Origin of the sequence: Mesorhizobium sp. LjNodule214 (genome assembly GCF_964252735.1) — a bacterium.
Taxonomy (GTDB): domain Bacteria; phylum Pseudomonadota; class Alphaproteobacteria; order Rhizobiales; family Rhizobiaceae; genus Mesorhizobium.
Genome location: NZ_CAXUPE020000003.1, coordinates 1,190,576 through 1,211,718 on the forward strand (window position 1 = coordinate 1,190,576; position 21,143 = coordinate 1,211,718).

20 protein-coding genes and 1 pseudogene are annotated in these 21,143 nt (G+C 64.3%); 5 read left to right on the forward strand and 16 right to left on the reverse strand.

Annotation, left to right across the window (positions count from 1 at the left end; translation table 11 throughout):
- The first annotated feature begins 19 nt into the window (after positions 1–19).
- Positions 20–930: pseudogene (locus tag ACSQ3Z_RS31250) on the forward strand (agmatinase).
- A 20-nt stretch (positions 931–950) separates the two neighbouring features.
- Here ACSQ3Z_RS31250 and ACSQ3Z_RS31255 read toward each other — a convergent pair.
- The 7 genes from ACSQ3Z_RS31255 to ACSQ3Z_RS31285 all read right to left on the reverse strand — a co-directional run bounded on the left by ACSQ3Z_RS31255 (position 951) and on the right by ACSQ3Z_RS31285 (position 6,149).
- Positions 951–1,421, reverse strand: a complete 471-nt coding sequence (locus ACSQ3Z_RS31255; RefSeq protein WP_436175064.1) for a hypothetical protein — start codon at positions 1,419–1,421, stop codon at positions 951–953.
- A gap of 34 nt (positions 1,422–1,455) precedes the next feature.
- Entirely contained in the window at positions 1,456–2,322 is an 867-nt protein-coding gene (locus ACSQ3Z_RS31260; RefSeq protein ID WP_436175065.1) for an aldose 1-epimerase family protein, read from the reverse strand.
- 207 nt (positions 2,323–2,529) lie between these two features.
- Positions 2,530–3,246 carry a Bax inhibitor-1/YccA family protein gene (locus ACSQ3Z_RS31265; protein WP_436175066.1) on the reverse strand — a complete coding sequence of 239 codons (717 nt, stop codon included), beginning with the start codon at positions 3,244–3,246 and terminating at the stop codon, positions 2,530–2,532.
- Positions 3,247–3,271: 25 nt separating this feature from the next.
- Positions 3,272–3,634, reverse strand: coding sequence for a hypothetical protein (locus ACSQ3Z_RS31270; protein WP_436175067.1), 363 nt, complete (start codon positions 3,632–3,634; stop codon positions 3,272–3,274).
- Positions 3,582–4,109, reverse strand: a complete 528-nt coding sequence (locus tag ACSQ3Z_RS31275; protein WP_436175195.1) for a sigma-70 family RNA polymerase sigma factor — start codon at positions 4,107–4,109, stop codon at positions 3,582–3,584. Before ACSQ3Z_RS31275 ends, ACSQ3Z_RS31270 begins: the two co-directional genes overlap by 53 nt.
- Before the next feature lie 70 nt (positions 4,110–4,179).
- A complete protein-coding gene (phnX, locus tag ACSQ3Z_RS31280; protein WP_436175068.1) occupies positions 4,180–4,992 on the reverse strand; it encodes a phosphonoacetaldehyde hydrolase in 813 nt (270 codons plus the stop codon).
- Positions 4,992–6,149 carry a TIGR03364 family FAD-dependent oxidoreductase gene (locus ACSQ3Z_RS31285; protein ID WP_436175069.1) on the reverse strand — a complete coding sequence of 386 codons (1,158 nt, stop codon included), beginning with the start codon at positions 6,147–6,149 and terminating at the stop codon, positions 4,992–4,994. The genes phnX and ACSQ3Z_RS31285 overlap by 1 nt, the downstream gene beginning before the upstream one ends.
- Before the next feature lie 187 nt (positions 6,150–6,336).
- Between ACSQ3Z_RS31285 and ACSQ3Z_RS31290 the strand changes: the two genes are divergently transcribed.
- On the forward strand, positions 6,337–7,521 hold the full coding sequence (locus tag ACSQ3Z_RS31290) for an aromatic amino acid transaminase (protein WP_436175070.1): 1,185 nt from the start codon (positions 6,337–6,339) through the stop codon (positions 7,519–7,521).
- A 112-nt stretch (positions 7,522–7,633) separates the two neighbouring features.
- Positions 7,634–8,458 carry a nucleoside triphosphate pyrophosphohydrolase gene (gene mazG, locus ACSQ3Z_RS31295; protein WP_436175071.1) on the forward strand — a complete coding sequence of 275 codons (825 nt, stop codon included), beginning with the start codon at positions 7,634–7,636 and terminating at the stop codon, positions 8,456–8,458.
- Positions 8,459–8,464: 6 nt separating this feature from the next.
- Here mazG and hflX read toward each other — a convergent pair whose 3' ends face one another.
- From hflX to dusB, 8 genes are all read right to left on the reverse strand, one after another.
- Complete coding sequence (gene hflX, locus ACSQ3Z_RS31300) at positions 8,465–9,856, reverse strand: GTPase HflX (RefSeq protein WP_436175072.1); 1,392 nt, start codon at positions 9,854–9,856, stop codon at positions 8,465–8,467.
- The gene (hfq, locus tag ACSQ3Z_RS31305) at positions 9,857–10,102 is read right to left on the reverse strand and encodes an RNA chaperone Hfq (protein ID WP_006202172.1); all 246 of its coding nucleotides are present in this window, start codon (positions 10,100–10,102) and stop codon (positions 9,857–9,859) included.
- Positions 10,103–10,246: 144 nt separating this feature from the next.
- A complete protein-coding gene (locus ACSQ3Z_RS31310; RefSeq protein WP_436175073.1) occupies positions 10,247–11,110 on the reverse strand; it encodes a D-amino-acid transaminase in 864 nt (287 codons plus the stop codon).
- 101 nt (positions 11,111–11,211) lie between these two features.
- Positions 11,212–12,573, reverse strand: coding sequence for a nitrogen assimilation response regulator NtrX (ntrX, locus tag ACSQ3Z_RS31315; RefSeq protein ID WP_436175074.1), 1,362 nt, complete (start codon positions 12,571–12,573; stop codon positions 11,212–11,214).
- Positions 12,563–14,896, reverse strand: coding sequence for an ATP-binding protein (locus ACSQ3Z_RS31320; protein ID WP_436175075.1), 2,334 nt, complete (start codon positions 14,894–14,896; stop codon positions 12,563–12,565). The genes ntrX and ACSQ3Z_RS31320 overlap by 11 nt, the downstream gene beginning before the upstream one ends.
- A gap of 203 nt (positions 14,897–15,099) precedes the next feature.
- On the reverse strand, positions 15,100–16,560 hold the full coding sequence (gene ntrC, locus ACSQ3Z_RS31325; RefSeq protein ID WP_192181160.1) for a nitrogen regulation protein NR(I): 1,461 nt from the start codon (positions 16,558–16,560) through the stop codon (positions 15,100–15,102).
- Complete coding sequence (locus ACSQ3Z_RS31330; RefSeq protein ID WP_436175076.1) at positions 16,557–17,714, reverse strand: two-component system sensor histidine kinase NtrB; 1,158 nt, start codon at positions 17,712–17,714, stop codon at positions 16,557–16,559. The genes ntrC and ACSQ3Z_RS31330 overlap by 4 nt, the downstream gene beginning before the upstream one ends.
- Complete coding sequence (gene dusB, locus ACSQ3Z_RS31335; RefSeq protein WP_436175077.1) at positions 17,711–18,733, reverse strand: tRNA dihydrouridine synthase DusB; 1,023 nt, start codon at positions 18,731–18,733, stop codon at positions 17,711–17,713. Before dusB ends, ACSQ3Z_RS31330 begins: the two co-directional genes overlap by 4 nt.
- A gap of 244 nt (positions 18,734–18,977) precedes the next feature.
- On the opposite strand from dusB, the gene ACSQ3Z_RS31340 reads away from it, so the two are divergent.
- Together ACSQ3Z_RS31340 and ACSQ3Z_RS31345 are read left to right on the forward strand one after the other, a co-directional pair.
- Positions 18,978–20,207 carry a bifunctional 2-C-methyl-D-erythritol 4-phosphate cytidylyltransferase/2-C-methyl-D-erythritol 2,4-cyclodiphosphate synthase gene (locus tag ACSQ3Z_RS31340; protein ID WP_436175078.1) on the forward strand — a complete coding sequence of 410 codons (1,230 nt, stop codon included), beginning with the start codon at positions 18,978–18,980 and terminating at the stop codon, positions 20,205–20,207.
- Positions 20,204–20,707, forward strand: a complete 504-nt coding sequence (locus ACSQ3Z_RS31345) for a CinA family protein (protein WP_436175079.1) — start codon at positions 20,204–20,206, stop codon at positions 20,705–20,707. The genes ACSQ3Z_RS31340 and ACSQ3Z_RS31345 overlap by 4 nt, the downstream gene beginning before the upstream one ends.
- Here ACSQ3Z_RS31345 and ACSQ3Z_RS31350 read toward each other — a convergent pair.
- Positions 20,689–21,141 (reverse strand): type II toxin-antitoxin system RatA family toxin, encoded by a 453-nt coding sequence (locus ACSQ3Z_RS31350; protein ID WP_436175080.1) that lies wholly within the window; start codon positions 21,139–21,141, stop codon positions 20,689–20,691. The two genes, ACSQ3Z_RS31345 and ACSQ3Z_RS31350, sit on opposite strands and share 19 nt — an antisense overlap.
- Positions 21,142–21,143 lie beyond the last annotated feature (2 nt).

The window sequence follows — 21,143 nt, forward strand, 5'->3', positions numbered from 1 at the left end:
TCTCAGTTAAACCATCATCATGACCGCCTCGCCTCCCTTTCTCGGCTTTCCCGATCGCCTCGCCGCTGGCCGCATGCCCCGTGCGGTGATCTTCGGAGCCGGTCACGGCAGCACCTATCCCGGCAAGGATAGCAGCGGCCACGCCTTGGCCGCCGACGCCATCCGCGCTGCGAGCCAGGAAGATGCCGCTCTCGTCGAGCACTGGGATTTCGATCTCGGCGGCCCGCTGTTCGACGGCAAGCCGGTTTGTTGCATCGACGCCGGCGACATCGCGACCACCTTGCATGACAATGCCAGCAACCGGGCCCGGATCGAGGCGAGGACGCGCGAGGTCCTGGCAGTGCCCGCCGTACCGATCCTGCTCGGCGGCGACTGTTCCGTGACCATTCCCTTCCTCGCCGGCTTTGCGGACCACGGGCCGGTCTGGCTCCTGCAGATCGATGCCCATATAGACTGGCGCGACGAGGTGCATGGCGAACGCCACGGCTATTCGAGCCCGATGCGCCGGGCGAGCGAGATGACGCATGTCGCCGGCATCGTGCAGGTCGGCCTGCGTAGCGTCGGCAGCGCGCGCCTCACCGACATCGAAGCGGCGCAGCGCTATGGCAGCCGCTTCGTGATCGCCCGCGAGGTTCACGCCCGGGGGGTCGAAGCCGCTCTCCGGCATATTCCGGAAGGGGCGCGGATCGTCGTCACCCTCGATTGCGACAGCCTCGATCCCGGCATCATGCCTGGCGTGGCGGCGCGGCGCCTGGCGGCCTCACCTACACGCAGGTGATCGACCTGATCGCGGGCCTCGGCAGGCGGGCCAGGATCGCAGGATTCGACCTTGTCGAGCTCTATCCGCCCGCCGACCTTGACGGCCTGTCGGCCCTGACCGCCGCGCGGCTTCTCGTCAATGTGATCGGCACCATCGTCCGGCAGGTTTGAAACCCGGCTTCCCCTCGCCTCTATACCGCTTTGAATTCAGCTCGAGCGTCCATGTATGCTGACGGACTGGGCTCGCTTTTCATCATCGTTTTTCGCCAAGCTTCCTGCTCGGCGTTTATCAGAGCCAATTCCCAAACACAGGCAATAACAGGTCTCTTTACCGTATCCATCGGTTCGGTGGCGGAATACCGCTTCCGATAGATATGCTGACAAAGCACCGAACCTTGTATCCACCAGTGAGCCGAGATGGAAACACCAAGCTCGCCAGGATGAATGATCACAAAACCCATGCCGTTGTCATCACCCTCGTCCGCCACACGCGGCAGAACCTCCTGTCGCACGAATGACTGCGCTAGGCTCGCCATAGGCCCGTCGACTTCCTTGTCGTCTGCGACGAGGCCATAGACTTTGAGCTTGAGGCCGCCAATGTCCCATTGGTCCAAATTTGAAACAGCACGTGGACGGTAGATCTCGATTGTTTTGGAATTCACTGGGCTCACTCCGGCCAGCCGTTCGCGCACGACGCTACAGCAGACGTACCTGATAGCTCAGAACACGCTTCGCGGCAGGCTCGATCAGCATCACGCCGGGCTTGTCGATGAACTCACCATCGAAATCCGCCGGGCTTGCAAGGCCGTGCCAGGGTTCGATGCACAGGAATGGCGCGCCGCCGGGTTTGGACCAGATACCCAATTCCCGAAAACCCTGCCACGACATCTCGATCGCCGGCCCGCGGTCGGCGGCGTAGCGCACGCTGGAACTGACGGGCCGATCCATGATCACGGCGTCCTCGTCGAAGAGCCTTTCGGAGAGTGCCAGCCGTTTGCCCTCCACAGGCGTCGGTTGCGGCGCGGCCAGGAGCAGGCCATCCCTCAGCCGGCGGATAGGAGCGTTTTCATTATCGGCGAATGCAAGCTGGTAGGCTGTCTTTGGCAGATCCGGCAGCAACGGCCAATTGAACGCCGGGTGTGCTCCGATCGACGCCGGCAAAGGTTCTTCGCCGGTGTTGGTGATCTCGAAGGTCACGCCGAGTTGCCGCTGGCCCAGGCTGTAGCTGACCGCAAGGCGAAAGGCGAACGGGTAGTGGGCGCGGGTATCGGCATCGTCGGTAAGAACCAGCGTGCAGGAACGAGGCCCCTGCTCCGCCCACGTAAAACGTTTGTCGCGGGCGAATCCATGCTGTGTCATCGGATAGCTGCGCCCCTGATGGCGCAACTGGTCTCCCGTCAGTCGGCCGACGATCGGAAACAGAACCGGTGAATGACGCCGCCAGGCCGGACCTGCCTGCCAGAGAAGCTCGGTTCCCTCCGCATCGCGCAAGGAGACCAGTTCGGCCCCCTGCCCGACGATGGTCGCCGAGATGCCGTCACCGTGAAGCGTCACCTGTTCCATACGTCCTCGCGGGTGGCTGGTGTGGCCGGCAGGCTAGCAAAAGGCCCAGCGTGAACTCAAGAGCCGCGGGCTGCGCCGCACTCATACAGCCGGACGAGCGCATTCAGCTACAGTTGAGATTCGCGCTGCTTCAAATGAAAACCGTGGCCGGAGGTTTCCCTTCGGCCACGGCAAGGTTCGAGGTGTTGCCTGCTACGGTCGGTCCGGCTACTCACGCTCGCCGGTGAAGTTCAGCAACAGCTGGAAGATGTTGATGAAGTTCAGATAAAGCGAGAAGGCGCCGAAGACGGCGAGCTTCTGCTGCGATTCCGCATCGAAGTTCTCCGCATACTGTTCCTTTATCGTCTGCGTGTCCCAGGCGGTGAGGCCGATGAACACGGCGATGCCGATCACCGAAATCGCGAACTGCAGCGCCGTCGAGCCAAGGAAGAGGTTTACCACGCTGGCGATGACCACGCCGATCAGGCCCATGATCAGGAAGGACGAGAACTGGGTCAGGTCGCGTTTGGTCGTGTAGCCGTAGAGGCTGGTGGCGCCGAACATGGTGGCGGCGATGAAGAAGGTGCGCGCGATGCTGGTCCCGGTGAAGACCAGGAACACGGAAGCCAGCGACAGGCCCATGACCGCGCAGAAGGCCCAGAACATGGCCTGCGCGCTGGCCGCCGACATCGTCTGCATCTTGAACGAGAACAGCAGCACGAAGGCGAGCGGCGCCAGCATCACCACCCATTTCAGCGGGCTGGAGAAGATCGGCACGTAGAGGGCGGGCGTCGAGGCCACGGCGAAGGCGATGAGGCCAGTGACGACCAGGCCAAGGCCCATATAGTTGTACACGCGCAACATATGCTGGCGCAGGCCCTCGTCGTAAACGGCGCCGGCTCGGGCGCCGGTGCCTACGCGGTATCCAAGATCGGGGGTATTCATGCTGGTTCTCCTTGGCTGGATCGGATCAGTAAAGCGTCTTGGCGAGTGTCTCGGCGGCGCGGTCGAGGTCGCGGACATCGCTTCGCGCGACGATTGCGTAGGCGACATCGCCAATCTGGAAATAGGCGGACGAGATATCGCCCGAGGGTGCGACGGCAGGCCTGACCACGTCGAACGTTCCTGGCCTGACGGCAAACAGCGAGATAAGCCCAAGCTCCTTGGATTCGACGACCATTTCGACGCTCGGGCCGAATTGTGACGGATAGACCTGCACGTCGCGGACCTTCCAGTCCTTCGCCAGCGACGGCATGACGATCGCCGTGGCGGCGCGGATCTCATCGCTGTCGTAGTTCGGCGCTTCGACCTGGGATGGCATGGCTTCGCGCATCAGCGTCGTCCTGTGCGCCCGGATCGCCTCCTCGAGATAGGCCGGCGGCTGGGTCGAGGCGACGACCTTGGTCACCGGCCCGAGCATGCCGTTCGCCAGCCAGCCCGCGGCGATGCAGCGCCGAGCGCTGCTCGTCCGGCAGCTCGAAAAAGGCTTCACGTATCTGCGCCAGGCGAACGGAATGCTCCTGCGGTGCCTGCGTGCTGCCGTCGGCGAGGTGTCTAACCTGCTCGAGCCGCGCCGCTTCGGACCGGCGCGACCGCAAGCGGTCGATGAAGGCATTGTGGACGATCGACAGCAGCCACGCGCGCAAATTGCCGCCGGCGCGGAACGTCCCGCGCCGCTCATAGGCCCGCACCAGCGCGTCATGCACCAGATCCTCGGCATCGGCGCTGTCGCGCGTCAGCGAGTGCGCGTAGCGGCGGAGCGAACCCAGCTGTCCTACGATATCGAAGCGCGGCATCGACCGTTTCATGCCCTGTTTACGGAGCACGGCCGGATCTTAATCCCGTCATCGACAAATTTTAGACGATGCTGGCAGCCGCTCAAGGCCTTTCGCCGCGCCGCAGCCTGCCCTCGATCATGGCGATGACCGGCAAGAGGTCGGCGACGCCATTGACGACATAGTGCGCGCCGGCGGCGCTGAGCCTGGCGATTGCCTCGACGCGTTTTTTCCTGAACACGTCAGGCGCCAGCGCCTGCGTCTCGGCCAGCGTGTGGCCGAAGACGTTGCCGGTCACGGCGACGCCGACCGTCCAGGCGCCGGCGTTGGTTCCCTCGGCGATGCCGACTTCGGTGTCGTCGACCTTGACGCTGAGCCATGGCGGGTAGACGCCGAGCTCGGTCAGCGCCTTCCACAGCATGAACGGCGTCGGCCTGCCGTCCGGCGTCTCGCCGGTGCAGACCAGGCAATCGGGCGAGAACCCCTGCCCGGCCGCCACCGGCAGGATCTCGGCCATGATGTCGCGCGTATAGCCGGTGGTCGAGCCGATCTTGAAGCCGCGCGCCCGTAGCGCCGCGACGACATCGGCAACGCCGGGGATGACATCCGAAAACCGCGCCGCCACCGCCCGGTTCTTCGGCACGAACACAGCGTAGACCGCATCGATGTCGGCCTCCGTCGGCGCGTGGCCGCGCTGTTTCGCCCAGGCCGCCGCGACCCTCGGCAGCGCCATCAGCGCCGCGATATGCGGGCGCTTGGCCATGCCCATCGGCCCGCGCGCTTCATCGACGCTGATCGCCACGCCGAACTCGGCAAAAGCCTCGACGAACACGCCCATCGGTGCCAGCGACCCGTGGTCGACGACGGTGCCGGCCCAGTCGAACACCACGGCACGGAGCAAGCCCTGGGTGGCCATTATGCGATCTTCCTCATCTGGGACGTGGTTGCGCCGAACAGCTCTTCAATCGCCTCTTCGGCGATGGCAAAAGAGGTGCTGGCGCCGGTGCCGCTGGTGATCATCACCAGCCGCACATCCTCATGCGGCGCATCGGCGAACATGGTGCGGTCGGACGCCGAGGCGTAGATGCCCGTCCAGCGCTCGAGCACGCGCGGAACCGGTCCGCCGAACACGGCGCTGAACTCCTCGAGGATGATCTCGTCGACCCGCTCCGAGGCGAACGGATCGGGCGTCGTCGCATAGTGATGGGAATCGCCCACCACCAGCGTGCCGTCGCCGCTCTGCACCACGATCAGATGCACGCCATTGTCGAGCGCATCGCGCTGGTCGACTTCCAGCCGGCGCCGCAAGGCGACCGCCTCGGGCAAGGCGGCATAGCCGGCATAGCGCGCAAGCCCGAGGTCGGACATCACCGACACCGGCAGCCTGAAACCGGGATCGGCAAGCCGCATCATCTGCAGCTTGCAGCGCGTGACGGCATAGCGCGCGATGCGGTCGGGATAGAGCGTCGCCAGGTCGTCGCCCGGACAGACGATCGCCTTGCCGGCGTGGACAATGCCGCGGCTGGTTTCGATATCCGGCGGCTCGACCCGGCGAACCGCCGTTTCGCGGCGGAATTCGACGCCGTGCCGTTCGGCGAGAAAGGCCGCGAGACGCGGGATCGCCTGGCGCGATTCGACACGCACCTCGTGCGGGCTCCACAGGCCGCCGGCGAAGTCCTGTCCGGCGAAACCGGGATAGTCGCGATGGAGCACATCGGGTTCGAGCAGCTTGCACCCGTCGCCCATCTCGGTTTGCAGAAACGCCTCGACCACCGCCCGCGCCTCCGGACGGCGCGCCACGACGACGGCGCCGCGCTGGATGACATCGATGCCGGCTGGCCCGGCCACCTCCAGCCAGACATCACGTGACCGCATCGCCCGCCGCCAGACCTGGCCGCGCTCCTGGCCGCTGACGGTGATAAAACCGAAATTGCGCACCGAGGCGCCATTGGCCCGCACGTCGCGATCGATAACGACGACGGAAAGGCCGCGGCGAACGGCAGCCAGCGCATGCGCCAGGCCGACAATACCGGCGCCGACAACGGCGAGGTCGAATTTTTCTTGCCGGCTCATTTTGGTCCTACGCCGTCACTCTCGCGCTTGTCCTGGAAAAGGCTATTCAAACTACGCCGATGTGACAGGAACGTGTAGGACACGTTTCGCGTCTTGTAGCTCGGGCTTTTCAGCTTTCCGCGCAGGAAAAGCGCTGGCGAAACGAAGCCGATTTGCGTATCACTCCGCCGCCATTGGAGCCATGTCGATGTTCGAAACCCTGCAGCCCGCCCCCGCCGACAAGATCCTTGCCCTGATCGGCCTCTATCGCGCCGACCCGCGCCCCGACAAGGTCGACCTTGGCGTCGGCGTCTACAAGGATCGCGACGGCAAGACGCCGGTCATGCGCGCCGTCCGCGAGGCCGAAAAGCGGCTGCTCAACAGCCAGGACACCAAGACCTATCTCGGCCTTGCCGGCGACACCGGTTTCAACACGGCGATGGCCAGATTGGCCTTTGGCGATGCCGTCGATTTCTCTCGCGTCCGCGCCGCGCAGGCGCCCGGCGGCTCCGGCGCGCTGCGGCTGGTGGCCGAACTTTTGAAGCGGACCCGCGCCGACGCGACTATCTGGCTCTCGGACCCGACCTGGCCGAACCATATGCCGGTGATGCGCGCCGCCGGCCTGCAGATCCGCGAATACCCCTATTTCGACGCCGCTACGGGCGCCGTTCGCTTCGATGACATGCTGGCGGCATTGCGGACCGCGAACGCCGGCGACGTGGCGCTGCTGCATGGCTGCTGTCACAACCCGACGGGCGCCAATCTGGATGCGGCGCAGTGGGCTGCCGTGACCGAGATCGTAGTCGAGCGCGGCCTTTTGCCTTTTGTCGACATTGCCTATCAAGGCTTTGGCGAAGGCCTTGAGGCCGACGCCGCCGGAATGCGCCTGCTCGCCGCAAAAGTTCCTGAAATGGTCGTCGCCTCGAGTTGCTCGAAGAACTTCGCCGTCTACCGCGACCGCGTCGGCGCGGCGATGATCCTGGCCAAGGATGGCGCCCAGGCCGACGTGGCGATGAGCCAGATGCTGTCGGCGGCGCGCGCCATCTATTCGATGCCGCCGGACCATGGCGCGGCGGCGGTGCGCATGGTCCTGGAAGATGCCGCGCTACGCGCCGACTGGGAAGCGGAGCTCGAAGAGATGCGCCTGCGCATGCTTCGCCTACGCGTCGCGTTCGCCGAGGCGCTGCGCCGGCAGTCGAATTCCGACCGCTTCGATTTCGTCGCCAGCCATCGCGGCATGTTTTCACGGCTTGGCCTGACCGAGGCGCAGGTCGAGCGTCTGCGCGCCGAGTATGGCGTCTACATGGTCGGCGACAGCCGCATCAATGTCGCCGGCCTACCGGAAGACGGCATGGACAAGCTCGCCAAGGCGATCGTCTCGGTGCTCGACTAGCGCCAGTCGACCTCTTGGGATCGGCTGGTTCCGCACCGGCACCTGTGGACAATACCCCCTCGCCGGCCGACGGCATTGGCCGGCCGGCCGCATGCGCGATAGCATCCGGCTGATGAAACCTTCGCAAGACATTTCCCGGCTGATCGAGATCATGGCGGCGCTCAGGGAGCCGAAGACCGGTTGTCCATGGGATATCGAGCAGGATTTTTCGACGATCGCGCCCTACACGATCGAGGAAGCCTACGAGGTGGCGGACGCCATTGCGCGCGGCGATCTGGACGACCTGCGCGATGAGCTCGGCGACCTCCTGCTGCAGGTCGTCTATCATGCGCAAATGGCGGAAGAATCAGGCGAATTCGCCTTTGGCGACGTCGTCCAGGCCATCACCACGAAGATGATCCGCCGCCACCCGCATGTCTTCGGCGACGAAAAGGCGCGCAGCGCCGGCATGGCCAAGGGCATGTGGGAGAAGATCAAATCGCAGGAGAAGGCGGCGAAGCGAGCCGCCCGCATCGCCCGCGGCCACGATCCGGAAGACCATGGCAAGGGGTTTCTGGACAGCGTGCCGGTCGCCCTGCCCGCGCTCACGCGGGCGCTCAAGCTGCAGGAGAAGGCGGCCCGTGTCGGCTTCGACTGGAGCGAGGCGGCGCCCATCCTCGACAAGATCGAGGAGGAGATCGGCGAATTGCGCGAGGCTCTCGCCAAGGGCGACGCAGCACCCATCAAGGACGAGTTCGGCGACATGCTGTTTGCCATCGTCAATCTCGGCCGCCACCTCAAGCTCGACGCCGAAGCAGCACTCAGCGGCACCAACGAGAAATTCCGCTCGCGCTTCCACTATGTCGAGCGGGCGCTGGAAGCCTCCGGCAACACGCTGGAAAAGGCGACGCTGGAGGAGATGGAAGCACTCTGGCAGCAGGCCAAAGGCGCGAAATAACCAGGCTTATCCGTTGTTTTTACGGTGCAATCGGCTTTCGACCTCTTGCCGGGCGCTGTGCGTGGCCTTGAGCGAGATGGTCGCGCTGCCATCCTCGTTGTCGGTTCGCGAAACGACATCGCCATTGCGGTAGAGCCAGTCGACGAGGCCGAACTGCGCCGGTTCGATGGTCACCGTCAGCTCCTCCAGTTCGCCTGCCATCCTGGTCTCGATCAGCGCCTTCAGCGCATCGAGGCCTTCGCCGGTGACGGCGGAAATCGCAATGGGCGGCGCTTTCCTGCTGTCATTGCCGTCGGCAAGCAGCCTGGCACGATTGCCCTCGTCGAGCAGATCGATCTTGTTCCAGACTTCGATCACGCGCTTGGCATCGCCGGCATCGACGCCGAGGTCGGCCAGGATGCGCTCGACATCCTCGGCCTGCGCCGCCGTGTCGGGATCGGAGATGTCGCGCAGATGGATGACCAGATCGGCCTCGACCACCTCTTCCAGCGTGGCCCGGAAGGCCGCGACCAGATGCGTCGGCAGGTCTGAGATGAAGCCCACCGTATCCGACAGGATGATCGGCGTGCCATGCGGCAGGCGCACGCGGCGCAGCGTCGGATCGAGCGTGGCGAACAGCATGTCCTCGGCCAGCACCCCTGCCCCGGTCAGCTTGTTGAACAGCGTCGATTTGCCGGCATTGGTGTAGCCGACGATCGCCACCACCGGGAACGGCACCTTCTTGCGCTTGGCGCGGTGCAGGTCGCGGGTGCGGCGCACCGTTTCCAGCTCCTGCTTCAGCTTGATGATCTTGTCCTGCAGGATACGCCGGTCGGATTCGATCTGCGTTTCGCCGGGACCGCCGAGGAAGCCTGCGCCGCCGCGCTGGCGTTCGAGGTGGGTCCAGCTGCGCACCAGGCGACCCTTCTGGTAGTTGAGGTGGGCGAGCTCGACCTGCAGCGTGCCTTCCTTGGTCCGCGCGCGCTCGCCGAAGATCTCCAGGATCAGCCCGGTGCGATCCAGCACCTTGGCGTTCAGTTCCTTTTCGAGGTTGCGCTGCTGCACCGGCGTCAGCGGATGGTCGACGATGACCACTTCCGCGTGGCCCTCTTTGACGATCCCGGCGAACTCCTCGACCTTGCCGCTGCCCAGCAAGGTCGCCGGGCGTGGATCGTTGACGGTGGCCACCGCCGTGTGGATCAGATCGAGGTTGATGGCGCGGGCAAGCCCGACCGCTTCGTCATGCCGCGCCTCGGCCGAGCGCGTCAAACGCGGACGGTTCGACTCATCGTCGCTACGCTGATGGCGGGTAAGCACAGGCACAATGACAACCGCCCGGGTCGGGCCTTTGGCTTCCGTCCCCGGCTGACGTGCCAACTTTCCGCGGACGCTGCGGTCCGCGTCTTTCTCACGTGCCAATCAGGCGCCCTGGCTTTCCTCGCCATCGAACATCTGAACCGGCTGGCTCGGCATGATCGTGGAAATGGCGTGCTTGTAGACAAGCTGGGAATGGCCGTCTCGACGTAGCAACACACAAAAATTGTCGAACGAAGTGACGACGCCGGTCAGCTTCACGCCGTTGATGAGGAAGATGGTGAGTGGATTTTTGCTCTTGCGAACTGAATTCAGGAACAGGTCCTGAAGGTTTTGCGATCGTTCCGCCATTGTTCTTGTCTTTCGCCGATCCCCTTCGGTTTGCAGCCAATGCGCCAAATTACCGAGCGCATGTCAAGCGCGCAAACACCCTCTTGCCGTCAGTAACGACAAGCAGAACGAGATAAATTGATGTTCATTCCACCTGTGCGGTTATCAGGCTGGACTTTTTTCCGCAATGTCAAAAAAGGCTTGGCGCAACGAAAGTGTTATTGAGCCGGGGTGGCCGTTGGCGATCGGAGCACCGTCAATTGCCACGACCGGCATGGCGATCGTGGTCGCCGAGCTGATGAAAGCCTCTCGCGCCGCCTTGGCTTCAGCCACCGAAAAACCCCGCTCCTCGACCTTCAGGCCGAGCTTGTCGGCCACCTCGAACAGCGTCGTGCGGGTGATGCCGCGCAGGATGCCATGCTCGGCCGGCCGCGTCACCAGCACGCCATCCCTGGTGACGATCCAGGCATTCGACGAACCGCCTTCCTTGACCGTGCCGTCGGTGTCGACGAACCAGGCCTCCTGGGCGCCGGCCTCCTTGGCCTTCTGCTTGGCGAGCACGTTGGGCAGCAAGCCGACGGTCTTGATGTCGACCCGGTCCCAACGGTTCTCCGGCACGGTGATCACCTTGATGCCGGTCTCCGCCCTTTTGGCCGCGGCGGCCGGATCGGCCTTCCTGGCAGTCACCACCAGCGACCGCCTGGTGCCCGCCGCCGGGAAAAGAAAGTCGCGGCTGGCGACGCCGCGCGTCACCTGGACATAGACCAGGCCGTTGGCGACATGGTTGCGGCGCACCACTTCGCGCAGGATGAGCGGCAGCACGCCGCGCGTGACCGGCCAGTCGATCGACAGCTCGTTCAGCGAACGGTCCAGCCGCGCGAGATGGCGCGGCATGTCGACGATGAAGCCGCGCGCCACCTCGCAGACCTCGTAGACGCCGTCGGCGAATTGATAGCCGCGATCCTCGATATGCACGGCGGCGTCGGCGTGAGCGACATAGCGCCCGTTCACATAGGCAATACGCGGCATGGGAAACCCTCAAGAAAAGTCCCGACTTTCTTAGGCGATTCCGCCGCGGCCGTAACCGGCAATTGCGTGGGCCAGACCGGCCTCACCCGAGCCCCCCGCGGTCAGACGCCGAGCGACTTCAACTTGCGGTGAAGCGCCGAGCGCTCCATGCCGATGAATTCGGCCGTCTTCGAGATGTTACCGCCGAAACGGTTGATCTGGGCGATCAGATAGTCCTTCTCGAACTGTTCGCGCGCCTCGCGCAGCGGCAGCGCCATGATGTGCTGGTCGGACTGGTTCGGCGTGCGCGGCATCACATCGCCGATCTCGGACGGCAACAGGTCGGCGGTGATCGGCGCATCGACATTGTCGCCACGTGCCAAGATCATCAGCCGCTCGACATTGTTGCGCAGCTGGCGAACATTCCCCGGCCAGTTGTGTGCCTGTAGCACCGCCAGCGCGTCGTCGCCGATGCGGCGCGGCTTGATGCCGGCCTGGCGCGCGATCTGCTTCATGAAATTGTCGACCAGATAAGGAATGTCCTCGCGCCGCTCGGCCAGCCCCGGAACCATGACCGGGACCACCGCCAGGCGGTGGTAAAGGTCCTCGCGGAAACGTCCGTCAGCAATCATTGCTTCCAGGTTCTGCGAGGTCGACGAGATGATGCGGACGTCGACCTTGACCCGTTTGGTGCCCCCTACGCGTTCGAACTGCTGCTCGACCAGCACGCGCAGGATCTTGTTTTGCGTCTCGCGCGGCATGTCGGCCACTTCGTCGATGTAGAGGATGCCGCGATGCGCTTCCTCCAGCGCGCCGACCTTGCGCTCGGTGCCGTTCGATTCGGTGCCGAACAACTCGACCTCCATGCGCTCGGGCGTGATGTTGGCGGCGCTCAGCGTCACGAACGGCGCACCCTTGCGCGTCGACAGCGCATGAATGGCACGCGCCGCCAGTTCCTTGCCGGATCCGGAAGGGCCGACGATCATGACGCGGCTGTTGGTTGGCGCGACCCGCTCGATCGTCTGGCGCAACTGGCTCATTGCCGACGACATGCCGATCAGGTCGAAGGTCTCGCCGCTGCGCTGCTTGAGGTCCGAGACTTCGCGCCGCAGCTTCGAGGTCTCCAGCGCACGTTCGGCGATGAGAATGAGCCGGTCCGCCTTGAACGGCTTCTCGATGAAGTCATAGGCGCCGCGACGGATGGCCGACACCGCCGTTTCAATGTTGCCATGGCCGGAGATCATCACCACCGGTAGCGTTGGATGCATCGTCTTGATCTCGTCCAGCAATGCCAGACCGTCCAGGCGCGAGCCTTGCAGCCAGATGTCGAGGAAAATCAGCCGCGGCGCTCGATCGGCGATCACCGCCAGCGCACTGTCGGCATCGAATGCCGTGCGGGTTTCGTGACCTTCGTCGCTCAGGATACCGGCGACGAGTTCGCGTATATCTTCCTCGTCATCGACGATGAGAATGTCAGACGCCATTACCGACCTTTTCAGTTTCTCTTTCGTTTTCCGCCTTGCTCTCGCCGCGCGACGGCGCGGCGGCAGCAGAAGGCGGCAGGATGATGCTGATCATCGCACCGCGCCCGCCGTGGAAGTCCGCCGGCGCATCGTGCAGTTCAAGCCGGCCGCCATGGTCCTCCACGATCTTCTTGACGATAGCGAGGCCGAGCCCGGTCCCCTTCTCGCGTGTCGTCATATAGGGCTCGAGCAGCCTTTGGCGATTCTCGCGCGGCAAACCTTTGCCATTGTCGATGACGTCGATTCTGATGGCGCCATTCTGCCGTCCGGCTTGAATCCGGATTGTGCCGTCCGAACGATCTTTTGCATCAAGTCCGTCAATGGCCTCGGCAGCGTTCTTGATGACGTTGCCGAATGCCTGCGCCATCAGCCGGCTGTCGAAAGTGCCCTTGAGCGGGTCATTGCCGAAAATCCGCTCGAAGGCGATGTCGGAACGGCTGACCTCGACCAGGAACGAGGCCTCGCGCAGCGATTCGCGCAGGTCGATGGCCTTCATTTCGGGTTTCGGCATGCGCGCGAAGGCCGAGAACTCGTCGACCATGCGGCCGATATCCTCGACCTGGCGGATGATGGTGTCGGTGCATTGATCGAAGACCTCGCGATCTTCGGTAATGACCTTGCCGTAGCGGCGCTTGATGCGCTCGGCCGACAGCTGGATCGGCGTCAGCGGGTTCTTGATCTCGTGGGCGATGCGCCGCGCCACGTCGGCCCAGGCTGACGAACGCTGCGCCTGGACGAGGTCGGTGATGTCGTCGACGGTCACGACATAGGATTTCTCCTCCGCCCCGTCGTCGCCCGCCTCGATGGTGATCTGCACGTTGAAGGTCCGCTCCGTGCCGGCGCGGTAGAAAGTCACCTGCTCGCGATAGACCGGCTTGCCCGACTTGCGGCCGATCTCGAAGACGCGGCCGACATGCGGCAGCACGGCGGACAGGTTCTGCCCGAGCGCCGCGGTGGCCGAAATGGCCAGCATCGTTTCGGCCGAGCGGTTGACGATGGTGACGATGCCATAGGGGTCGACGCCGATGACGCCGGCGGTGACGCCGGCCAGCACCGCTTCCGAAAAGCGCCGCCGCTCGTCGATCAGGTCCTTGGCGGACAGGATCTCGTTGCGCTGCGATTTCAGCTCCAGCAGCATCTTGTTGAAGGTGTCGCCAAGCGAGGCGACGTCGCCGTCGGAAGGCCTGACCGGCACGGCAACGTCGAGATTGCCGGTCGCGACCTCGTCGGCGGCGCCGATAAGCTGGCGGATCGGCCGCACCAAGCGGTCGGCGACCGCGATGCCGGTCCAGATCGCCGACAGGATGATGATCAGCGTCAGCGACAGATAAGGCAGCGCGAAGGCCACCTGCGAGGTGCGGCGATTGTCTTCCAGGCCGCGATATTCGTCGGTGTTGGATCGGACGATCTGACGTGCCTTGATCACTTCGGGATCGACCAGGCGGATGGTGTAGAGGTAGAGCCCTTCGATTTCGCGCAGCTTGACGATGGCGCCCATGATGTTGCGCGTCTTCGGCTCGATCAGCACCGGCTTGCCATCGGCGGCGCTGGTCACGGCACCTTCCGGCGGCTCCGGCATGGCGAAGTCCGCATCGGTCTTGGCGCTCATGACGAAGGAGCCGTCGGGCTTGATCAGCGCCGCATGCGCCAGCGACCGGCCCACCGCTTCCTTGTTCATCAGGTCGAGAAACCCGGTCCGATCGAGGCCGTAGAGCGTACGCGACGCATCGAGATCATAGGCCATCGACAGCGTCGTGCCCTGAAGATTGCGAGCGTTTTCCTGGACATAGGCGTCCGCAATCGACAGCGACGAATTGACGATCGTCTTGGTGCGGATCTCAAACCAGCGGTCGAGGCCGATATCGAGCGTGATCGAGGCAATGATCGCCACCATGATCGCCGGGATGGCGGCGACCAGCGCAAACATAGCCACGATGCGCACATGCAGCCGCGACGCTGCCTTGCCGTGCCGGCGCGCCATCACGATGCGGTGAACTTCACGGCTGACCAGCGCGATCAGGAACAGGACGAAGACGGCGTTGAGCGCAATCAGCGCCAGAGTCGTCCTCTCGTTCGGAACGATCGGCGTGGCGCCGACCAGGATGGCGAAGGAAATCGCCGCCGTGATCAGCGCGCCGGCGATCGCCACCACGCCAGGCAGCGCCAGCAGCCGGCGCCTGTCTTCGACACCGTGCCTGCTGAAAATCGGTTCGTTCAGTGTAGGGGCCTGAGTCGCCATGTCGCCGTCTAGAGCCAGTGATTGCGTCGGATCTATGCAACGCATTGTGGCGATTATGCAACAAGTGTGGCCGGGACGGAAATCTTTCCCCGGCTCATTGGCCTAAAGCGCCGGCTCAAGGACCTTTTTGTCCACAGGCACTACAGCGTGCTCTCGAAAAGTGGAATCCGGTCTTCTGGAAAACCTCATGCTAAAACAAATAGATAGAGCCGCGCCCCGTTTCTGATTATGTCGGGATGGGGCCCGCTCTAAGCCGGCCTCGAGGACTTGTAGACGTTGACGCCGAGCTCGCGGATCTTCTTGCGCAGCGTGTTGCGGTTGAGCCCCAAAAGTTCGGCAGCCTTGATCTGATTGCCGCGCGTTGCTGTCATCGAGGCCAGAACCAGCGGATACTCGACCTCGGACAGAATGCGCTGGTAAAGACCGGCCGGCGGCAAGTCGCCGGCAAAGGATGCGAAATAGCGCTGCAGGAAATGCTCCACCGCCTGGCCGATCGAGAGGTCGTCCGGAATGAGATTGCCGCCACCCGGAACGACGGGCCGCTCTCCAGTCTTGAGCTCGGCCTCGATGATCTCGGCGGAGATCTCATCCTGCGAATAGAGCGCGGCCAACCTGCGCACGAGGTTTTCCAGCTCGCGCACATTGCCCGGCCACGGATAGCGCTTCATCAACTCGATGCCGCCGGTCGAGATACGCTTGGTCTGCAGGCCTTCGCTGGCGCCGAGCTTGAAGAAATGCCGTACCAGATCCGGAACGTCTTCGGAGCGCTCGCGCAGCGCCGGCAGCCTCAGTGGCACGACATTCAGGCGATAGAACAAATCCTCGCGGAACAGCCCCTGGTTGATCAGCGTGCGCAGGTCCTTGTTGGTGGCGGCGACGATGCGCACATCGGTCTTGATCGGCGTGCGCCCGCCGACCGTGGTGTATTCGCCTTGCTGCAGCACGCGCAGCAGGCGCGTCTGCGCCTCCATCGGCATGTCGCCGATCTCGTCGAGGAACAGCGTGCCGCCTTCCGCCTGCTCGAAGCGGCCGGTGGAGCGGTTCTGCGCGCCGGTGAAGGCGCCCTTCTCGTGCCCGAACAATTCCGATTCGATCAGGTCGCGCGGGATGGCCGCCATGTTGATGGCCACGAACGGCCCGCCGCGGCGGCGGCCATATTCGTGCAGCGCCCGCGCCACCAGTTCCTTGCCGGTGCCCGACTCGCCTGAGATCATCACCGTCAGATCGGTCTGCATCATGCGCGCCAGCATGCGGTAGATGTCCTGCATGGCCGCCGAACGGCCGACCAGCGGCATCGTCTCCGGTTGCTCGTCGGCACGCGCGTCGATTTTCGGCCGCCTCGGCTCGGCCAGCGCCCGGTTGACGATGCTGAGCAGTTCGGTCAGATCGAACGGCTTCGGCAGATATTCATAGGCCCCGGTTTCGGAGGCCCGGATCGCGGTCATGAAGGTGTTTTGTGCACTCATGACGATGACCGGCAGTTCCGGCCGCGCTTTCTTGATGCGCGGCAACATGTCGAAGGCGTTCTCGTCGGGCATCACCACATCGGTGATCACCAGATCGCCCTCGCCCGCCGCCACCCAGCGCCACAATGTCGAGGCGTTGGAGGTCACGCGCACCTCATGGCCGACGCGCGACAGCGCCTGGTTGAGGACCGTGCGGATGGCCGCATCGTCGTCGGCGACCAGAATATTGCCGCGAACGGTCATTTGCGGTCTCCTTCATTGTCATCGCCGGTGCCGAACGAAGTTTCCTTCCAGGCCGGCATTAGTATGCGGAATGTGGTTGCGCGCGGCGTTGAATCGCATTCGATGATGCCGCCATGCTCGCCGACCAGCTTCGCCACCAGCGCCAGGCCGAGGCCGGAGCCGTTCGGCTTGGTGGTGATGAAGGGATCGAACAGGATCGGCAGGATATCTTCCGAAACACCGGGGCCATTGTCGCGCACGCAGAATTCCAGCGGCAGGGAGACGCGGTCCTGCGTTCCTGGAACCGAAACGCGGATGCCCGGCCGGAACGCGGTCGACAGCACGATCTCGCCCTGCGGGTCGCCGCCGATCGCCTCGGCGGCGTTCTTGACCAGGTTGAGGAACACCTGGATCAGCTGGTCGCGATTGGCGAAAACCGGAGGCAACGATGGATCGTATTCCTCCAAGATCTTGATCCGCTTGGCAAAACCGTTCTTGGCAATTGCCTTCACATGGTCGAGCACGACATGGATGTTGACCGGGTAGCGGTCGATCGGCCGCTCGTCGGAAAACACTTCCATGCGATCGACCAGCGACACGATGCGGTCGGTCTCGTCGGTGATCAGGCGGGTCAGCGCCCGATCCTCGTCGGAGGCGGAGAGTTCGAGCAATTGGGCGGCACCCCGGATACCCGACAGCGGGTTCTTGATCTCATGGGCAAGCATGGCGGCCAGGCCGGTGACCGAGCGCGCAGCGCCGCGATGCGTCATCTGCCGGTCGATCTTGTCGGCCATCGATCGTTCCTGGAACATCACCACGACCGAGCCCGGAAATTCCGGCACCGGCGCGACGTAGAGGTCGACGACCTTTTCGATACCGAGGCGCGGCGACGAGACATCGACGCGATATTCGTTGACCGGCGCCCGACGCTCGCGCACCTGGTCGACCAGCGTCAGCAGCGGGCTGCCGAAAGGCACCAGCTTGGACAGCGTGTTGCGGGCAAGCATGGTGGCGCTGGCGCGAAAGAAATCCTCGGCGTCGGCATTGGCGTAGGTAATGAAGCCTTCGCCATCGACCATGATCACCGGGCGGCGAATGGTGTTCAGCACGATCTGGGCGGCATCCACCATGTCCGACCCCACCATGTCCGACCCTTGAGCAGCTATGGCCTTCATGCCGCGCTCCGCAAGGTCACTGGTGCGCCGACGATCGAGAACGCGTCGCGCAGTTCGGCAATGACCCTGGCTGGCTCGAAGGACGTCAAAATGGCCTTGCGCTGGTCGGGACCGACGCCGGGGGCGTGGCGGTCGAGATACCAGCCAAGGTGCTTGCGCGCCTGGCGCAGCCCGCTTTCGCTGCCATAGAGCGACAGCATGTCCTCATAATGGGCGATGATGTAGTCGGCGAGAGCCCACGGGCTTTCCGGAATGCCCGTTGCCTCGCCGCCGGCCGCGGCGATGCTGCCTGCAATCCACGGCGCGCCATAATGCGCGCGGCCGACCATCACCGCGTCGGCGCCGGACTGCTCCAGAATATCCGCCGCCTCGGCGGCCGAACCGACATCGCCATTGGCAACGACCGGGATCGACACCGCCTCCTTGACCCGGGCGATGGCGCGCCAGTCTGCCTTGCCCTGGTAGAACTGGCAGCGCGTGCGGCCGTGCACGGTCACCATGCGGACACCCGCCTGCGCGGCGCGGCGTGCAAGCATCGGCGCGTTCAACGCGTCCTCGTCCCAGCCGAGCCGCATCTTGACCGTGACCGGCACCTCGACGGCGCCGACCACCGCCTCGATCAGCGTCAGCGCGTGGTCGAGATCGCGCATCAGCGCCGAACCGGCATAGCCGCCCGTCACCTTCTTGGCCGGGCAGCCCATGTTGATGTCGATGATGTCGGCGCCCTCGCCCGCGGCTATGCGCGCGCCCTCGGCCATATGCACGGCCTCGCGGCCGGCGAGTTGCACCATGTGCACCGGCAGGCCGGAATGGCGGATACGCAGATCGCAGCCGGCCCTGCCCTTGGCCAGTTCCCCGCTCGCCACCATTTCCGAAACGACCAGCCCGGCACCATGCGCATGGGCGCGCTGCCGGAACGGCTCGTCGGTTATCCCGGACATCGGCGCGAGAAAGACGCGATTGCGGATCGTCACGCCGCCGACGTCGAGCGGCACAGTCAATTTGGTCAATTCAGGCATGCACAAAAACCAAGCATGTTCGATTGCTGCACATTCTCTAGCCAGAACGGCGACAATGTGCAACGCGGAATGACGCCACATTAAGGCGCATTTGGGAAAATACCGGTCTTCGGCTTTGGCCGCGACCAAAGCGCCGCGCGTCCTTCAGGACGCGTAAAGGACGCTTTGGAACTTCACAATTGGCGCACGATCTTTTCCGAAAACCGATTACACTTTTCGGGATCGTGCGCTAGGACCAATCCGCATGACTGACGCAAGTGAAAGACAAACCGGGGCGGCAACGGACAAGGTCGGCGTGGTGATCGTCGCCGCCGGTCGGGGCGCGCGCGCGGGACAGGTCGACGGTCCGAAGCAGTATCAAAGCATTGGCGGCCGCGCCGTCATAACACGAACGCTGGACGCGTTCCTGGCCCATCCGAGAGTAGGCCAGATCGTCGTCGCCATCCATGCCGACGACCGCGACCTCTTCCGCAAGGCGGCCGGCGCCAATGCCGACCGGGTCATCGCCATTACGGGTGGCGATTCGCGCCAGGCCTCCGTACGGCTTGGGCTGCTCGCCTTGAGAGACCACGCGCCGGGCCGGGTCCTCATCCATGACGCAGTGCGTCCCTTCGTCGACGGCGGCTTGATCGAACGCACCATCGAGGCCATCGGCGAACGCCAGGGGGCACTGCCGACGCTCCCCGTCGCCGATACGCTGAAGCGCGAGTCGGCCGCCGGCATGATCGAAGAGACCGTTCCGAGGAACGGGCTACATGCCGCCCAGACGCCGCAAGGGTTTCCGTTCTGGCCGATCCTGGCGGCGCATGAAAAGGCGCATCATCTGGGCAAGGCGGATTTCACCGACGATGCCGCGATCGCCGAATGGGCGCATATTCCGGTCAAGATCGTCCCAGGTTCGCCAGACAATGTGAAGCTCACCTGGGCAAGGGACATCGCCATGGCGGACCAACGGCTCTCCGGCGAACGACCGCGCTTTCCGGACATCCGCACCGGCAATGGCTATGACGTCCACGCCTTCGAGCCCGGCGACCATGTCACCCTGTGCGGCGTCGCCATTCCGCACGACAGGAAGCTATCCGGCCACTCCGATGCCGATGTCGGCCTTCATGCCCTGACCGATGCGCTGCTCGCCACCTGCGGCGCTGGCGACATCGGCACGCATTTCCCACCTTCCGATCCGCAATGGAAGGGTGCTGCCTCGCGCATCTTCGTCGAACATGCGGCAAAGCTGGTGCGCGAGCGCGGCGGACGCATCGCCAACGCAGACATCACGCTGATCTGCGAGGCGCCTCGCATCGGCCCGCATCGCGAAGCGATGACGGCAGCCCTTGCTTCGATGCTCGGCATTGCGTCGGAACGAATCTCGGTCAAGGCGACCACCAACGAGAAGCTCGGCTTTGTCGGCCGCGAGGAAGGCATAGCAGCGATCGCCACCGCCAGCGTCGTTTATCCAGGCGACGTTCCGGCATGAACAACGGCGATCTCGCCAACGCCTTGCTCCAGGCCTGCCAGCGCCGCGGCATCATGCTGGCGACGGCCGAGAGCTGCACCGGCGGCATGATCGTCGCCACGCTGACGGACATCGCCGGCTCCTCAGCCGTGGTCGACCGCGGCTTCATCACCTATTCCAACGAGGCCAAGATGGAGATGCTCGGCGTTTCGGCTGGCACGCTCCAGGCGCATGGCGCCGTGTCGCGCGAAACGGCGCTGGAGATGGCAGAAGGTGCGCTGGCCCATTCGCGCGCCGGGCTGACGCTCGCCGTCACCGGTGTTGCCGGCCCAGGCGGCGGGTCGGCGGAAAAGCCTGTCGGCCTCGTCTGGTTCTGCGTTGCCCTGGCCGGCCATCCTGTTGTTGCCGAGCACCGGCTGTTTGCCGACCAAGGCCGTGCCTTCATCCGCAGCGAAACGGTCAGGCACGCGCTGGAACTCGGCTTGCGCGCGCTTGGAGAAGATCAGGCTCTGGCGCCGTAAATCACGTTGGCACGCTTCTCGAACGCCTCGGAAAACATGCGGAAGCCGCGGTCGAACATCGTTCCCATCAGTGCGCCGAGAATGCGGCTCTTGAACTCGTAGTCGATGAAGAAATGGACCTCGCAGCCGCCGTCGGCCGGGTCGAAACGCCAGATATTGCTTAAGTATTTGAACGGGCCGTCGATGTATTTGACGTCGATGGTGTTTTCGTCCGGCTTCAGCAGCACCTGCGTGGTGAAGGTCTCGCGGATCGCCTTGTAGCCGATGCTCATATCGGCGACGAGAATGGTGCGGCCGTCGCGTTCCTTGCGCGAGCGCACGGTCAGCGCCTCACAGAGCGGCAGGAACTGCGGATAGGCCTCGACATCGGCGACCAGCCTGAACATCTCTTCCGGCGTATGCGCGACGCGGCGGGTGGCTTCGAATTTCGGCATGA

Excerpts from the sequence above, each read along its gene's own strand:
- ACSQ3Z_RS31260 (WP_436175065.1), bottom strand. The coding sequence starts at position 2,322 with ATGGAACAGGTGACGCTTCACGGTGACGGCATCTCGGCGACCATCGTC.
- ACSQ3Z_RS31265 (WP_436175066.1), bottom strand. The coding sequence starts at position 3,246 with ATGAATACCCCCGATCTTGGATACCGCGTAGGCACCGGCGCCCGAGCC.
- ACSQ3Z_RS31270 (WP_436175067.1), bottom strand. The coding sequence starts at position 3,634 with ATGCGCGAAGCCATGCCATCCCAGGTCGAAGCGCCGAACTACGACAGC.
- ACSQ3Z_RS31275 (WP_436175195.1), bottom strand. The coding sequence starts at position 4,109 with ATGAAACGGTCGATGCCGCGCTTCGATATCGTAGGACAGCTGGGTTCG.
- phnX (WP_436175068.1), bottom strand. The coding sequence starts at position 4,992 with ATGGCCACCCAGGGCTTGCTCCGTGCCGTGGTGTTCGACTGGGCCGGC.
- ACSQ3Z_RS31285 (WP_436175069.1), bottom strand. The coding sequence starts at position 6,149 with ATGAGCCGGCAAGAAAAATTCGACCTCGCCGTTGTCGGCGCCGGTATT.
- ACSQ3Z_RS31290 (WP_436175070.1), top strand. The coding sequence starts at position 6,337 with ATGTTCGAAACCCTGCAGCCCGCCCCCGCCGACAAGATCCTTGCCCTG.
- mazG (WP_436175071.1), top strand. The coding sequence starts at position 7,634 with ATGAAACCTTCGCAAGACATTTCCCGGCTGATCGAGATCATGGCGGCG.
- hfq (WP_006202172.1), bottom strand. The coding sequence starts at position 10,102 with ATGGCGGAACGATCGCAAAACCTTCAGGACCTGTTCCTGAATTCAGTT.
- ACSQ3Z_RS31310 (WP_436175073.1), bottom strand. The coding sequence starts at position 11,110 with ATGCCGCGTATTGCCTATGTGAACGGGCGCTATGTCGCTCACGCCGAC.
- ntrX (WP_436175074.1), bottom strand. The coding sequence starts at position 12,573 with ATGGCGTCTGACATTCTCATCGTCGATGACGAGGAAGATATACGCGAA.
- ACSQ3Z_RS31320 (WP_436175075.1), bottom strand. The coding sequence starts at position 14,896 with ATGCGTTGCATAGATCCGACGCAATCACTGGCTCTAGACGGCGACATG.
- ntrC (WP_192181160.1), bottom strand. The coding sequence starts at position 16,560 with ATGACCGTTCGCGGCAATATTCTGGTCGCCGACGACGATGCGGCCATC.
- ACSQ3Z_RS31330 (WP_436175076.1), bottom strand. The coding sequence starts at position 17,714 with ATGAAGGCCATAGCTGCTCAAGGGTCGGACATGGTGGGGTCGGACATG.
- dusB (WP_436175077.1), bottom strand. The coding sequence starts at position 18,733 with ATGCCTGAATTGACCAAATTGACTGTGCCGCTCGACGTCGGCGGCGTG.
- ACSQ3Z_RS31340 (WP_436175078.1), top strand. The coding sequence starts at position 18,978 with ATGACTGACGCAAGTGAAAGACAAACCGGGGCGGCAACGGACAAGGTC.
- ACSQ3Z_RS31345 (WP_436175079.1), top strand. The coding sequence starts at position 20,204 with ATGAACAACGGCGATCTCGCCAACGCCTTGCTCCAGGCCTGCCAGCGC.
- ACSQ3Z_RS31350 (WP_436175080.1), bottom strand. The coding sequence starts at position 21,141 with ATGCCGAAATTCGAAGCCACCCGCCGCGTCGCGCATACGCCGGAAGAG.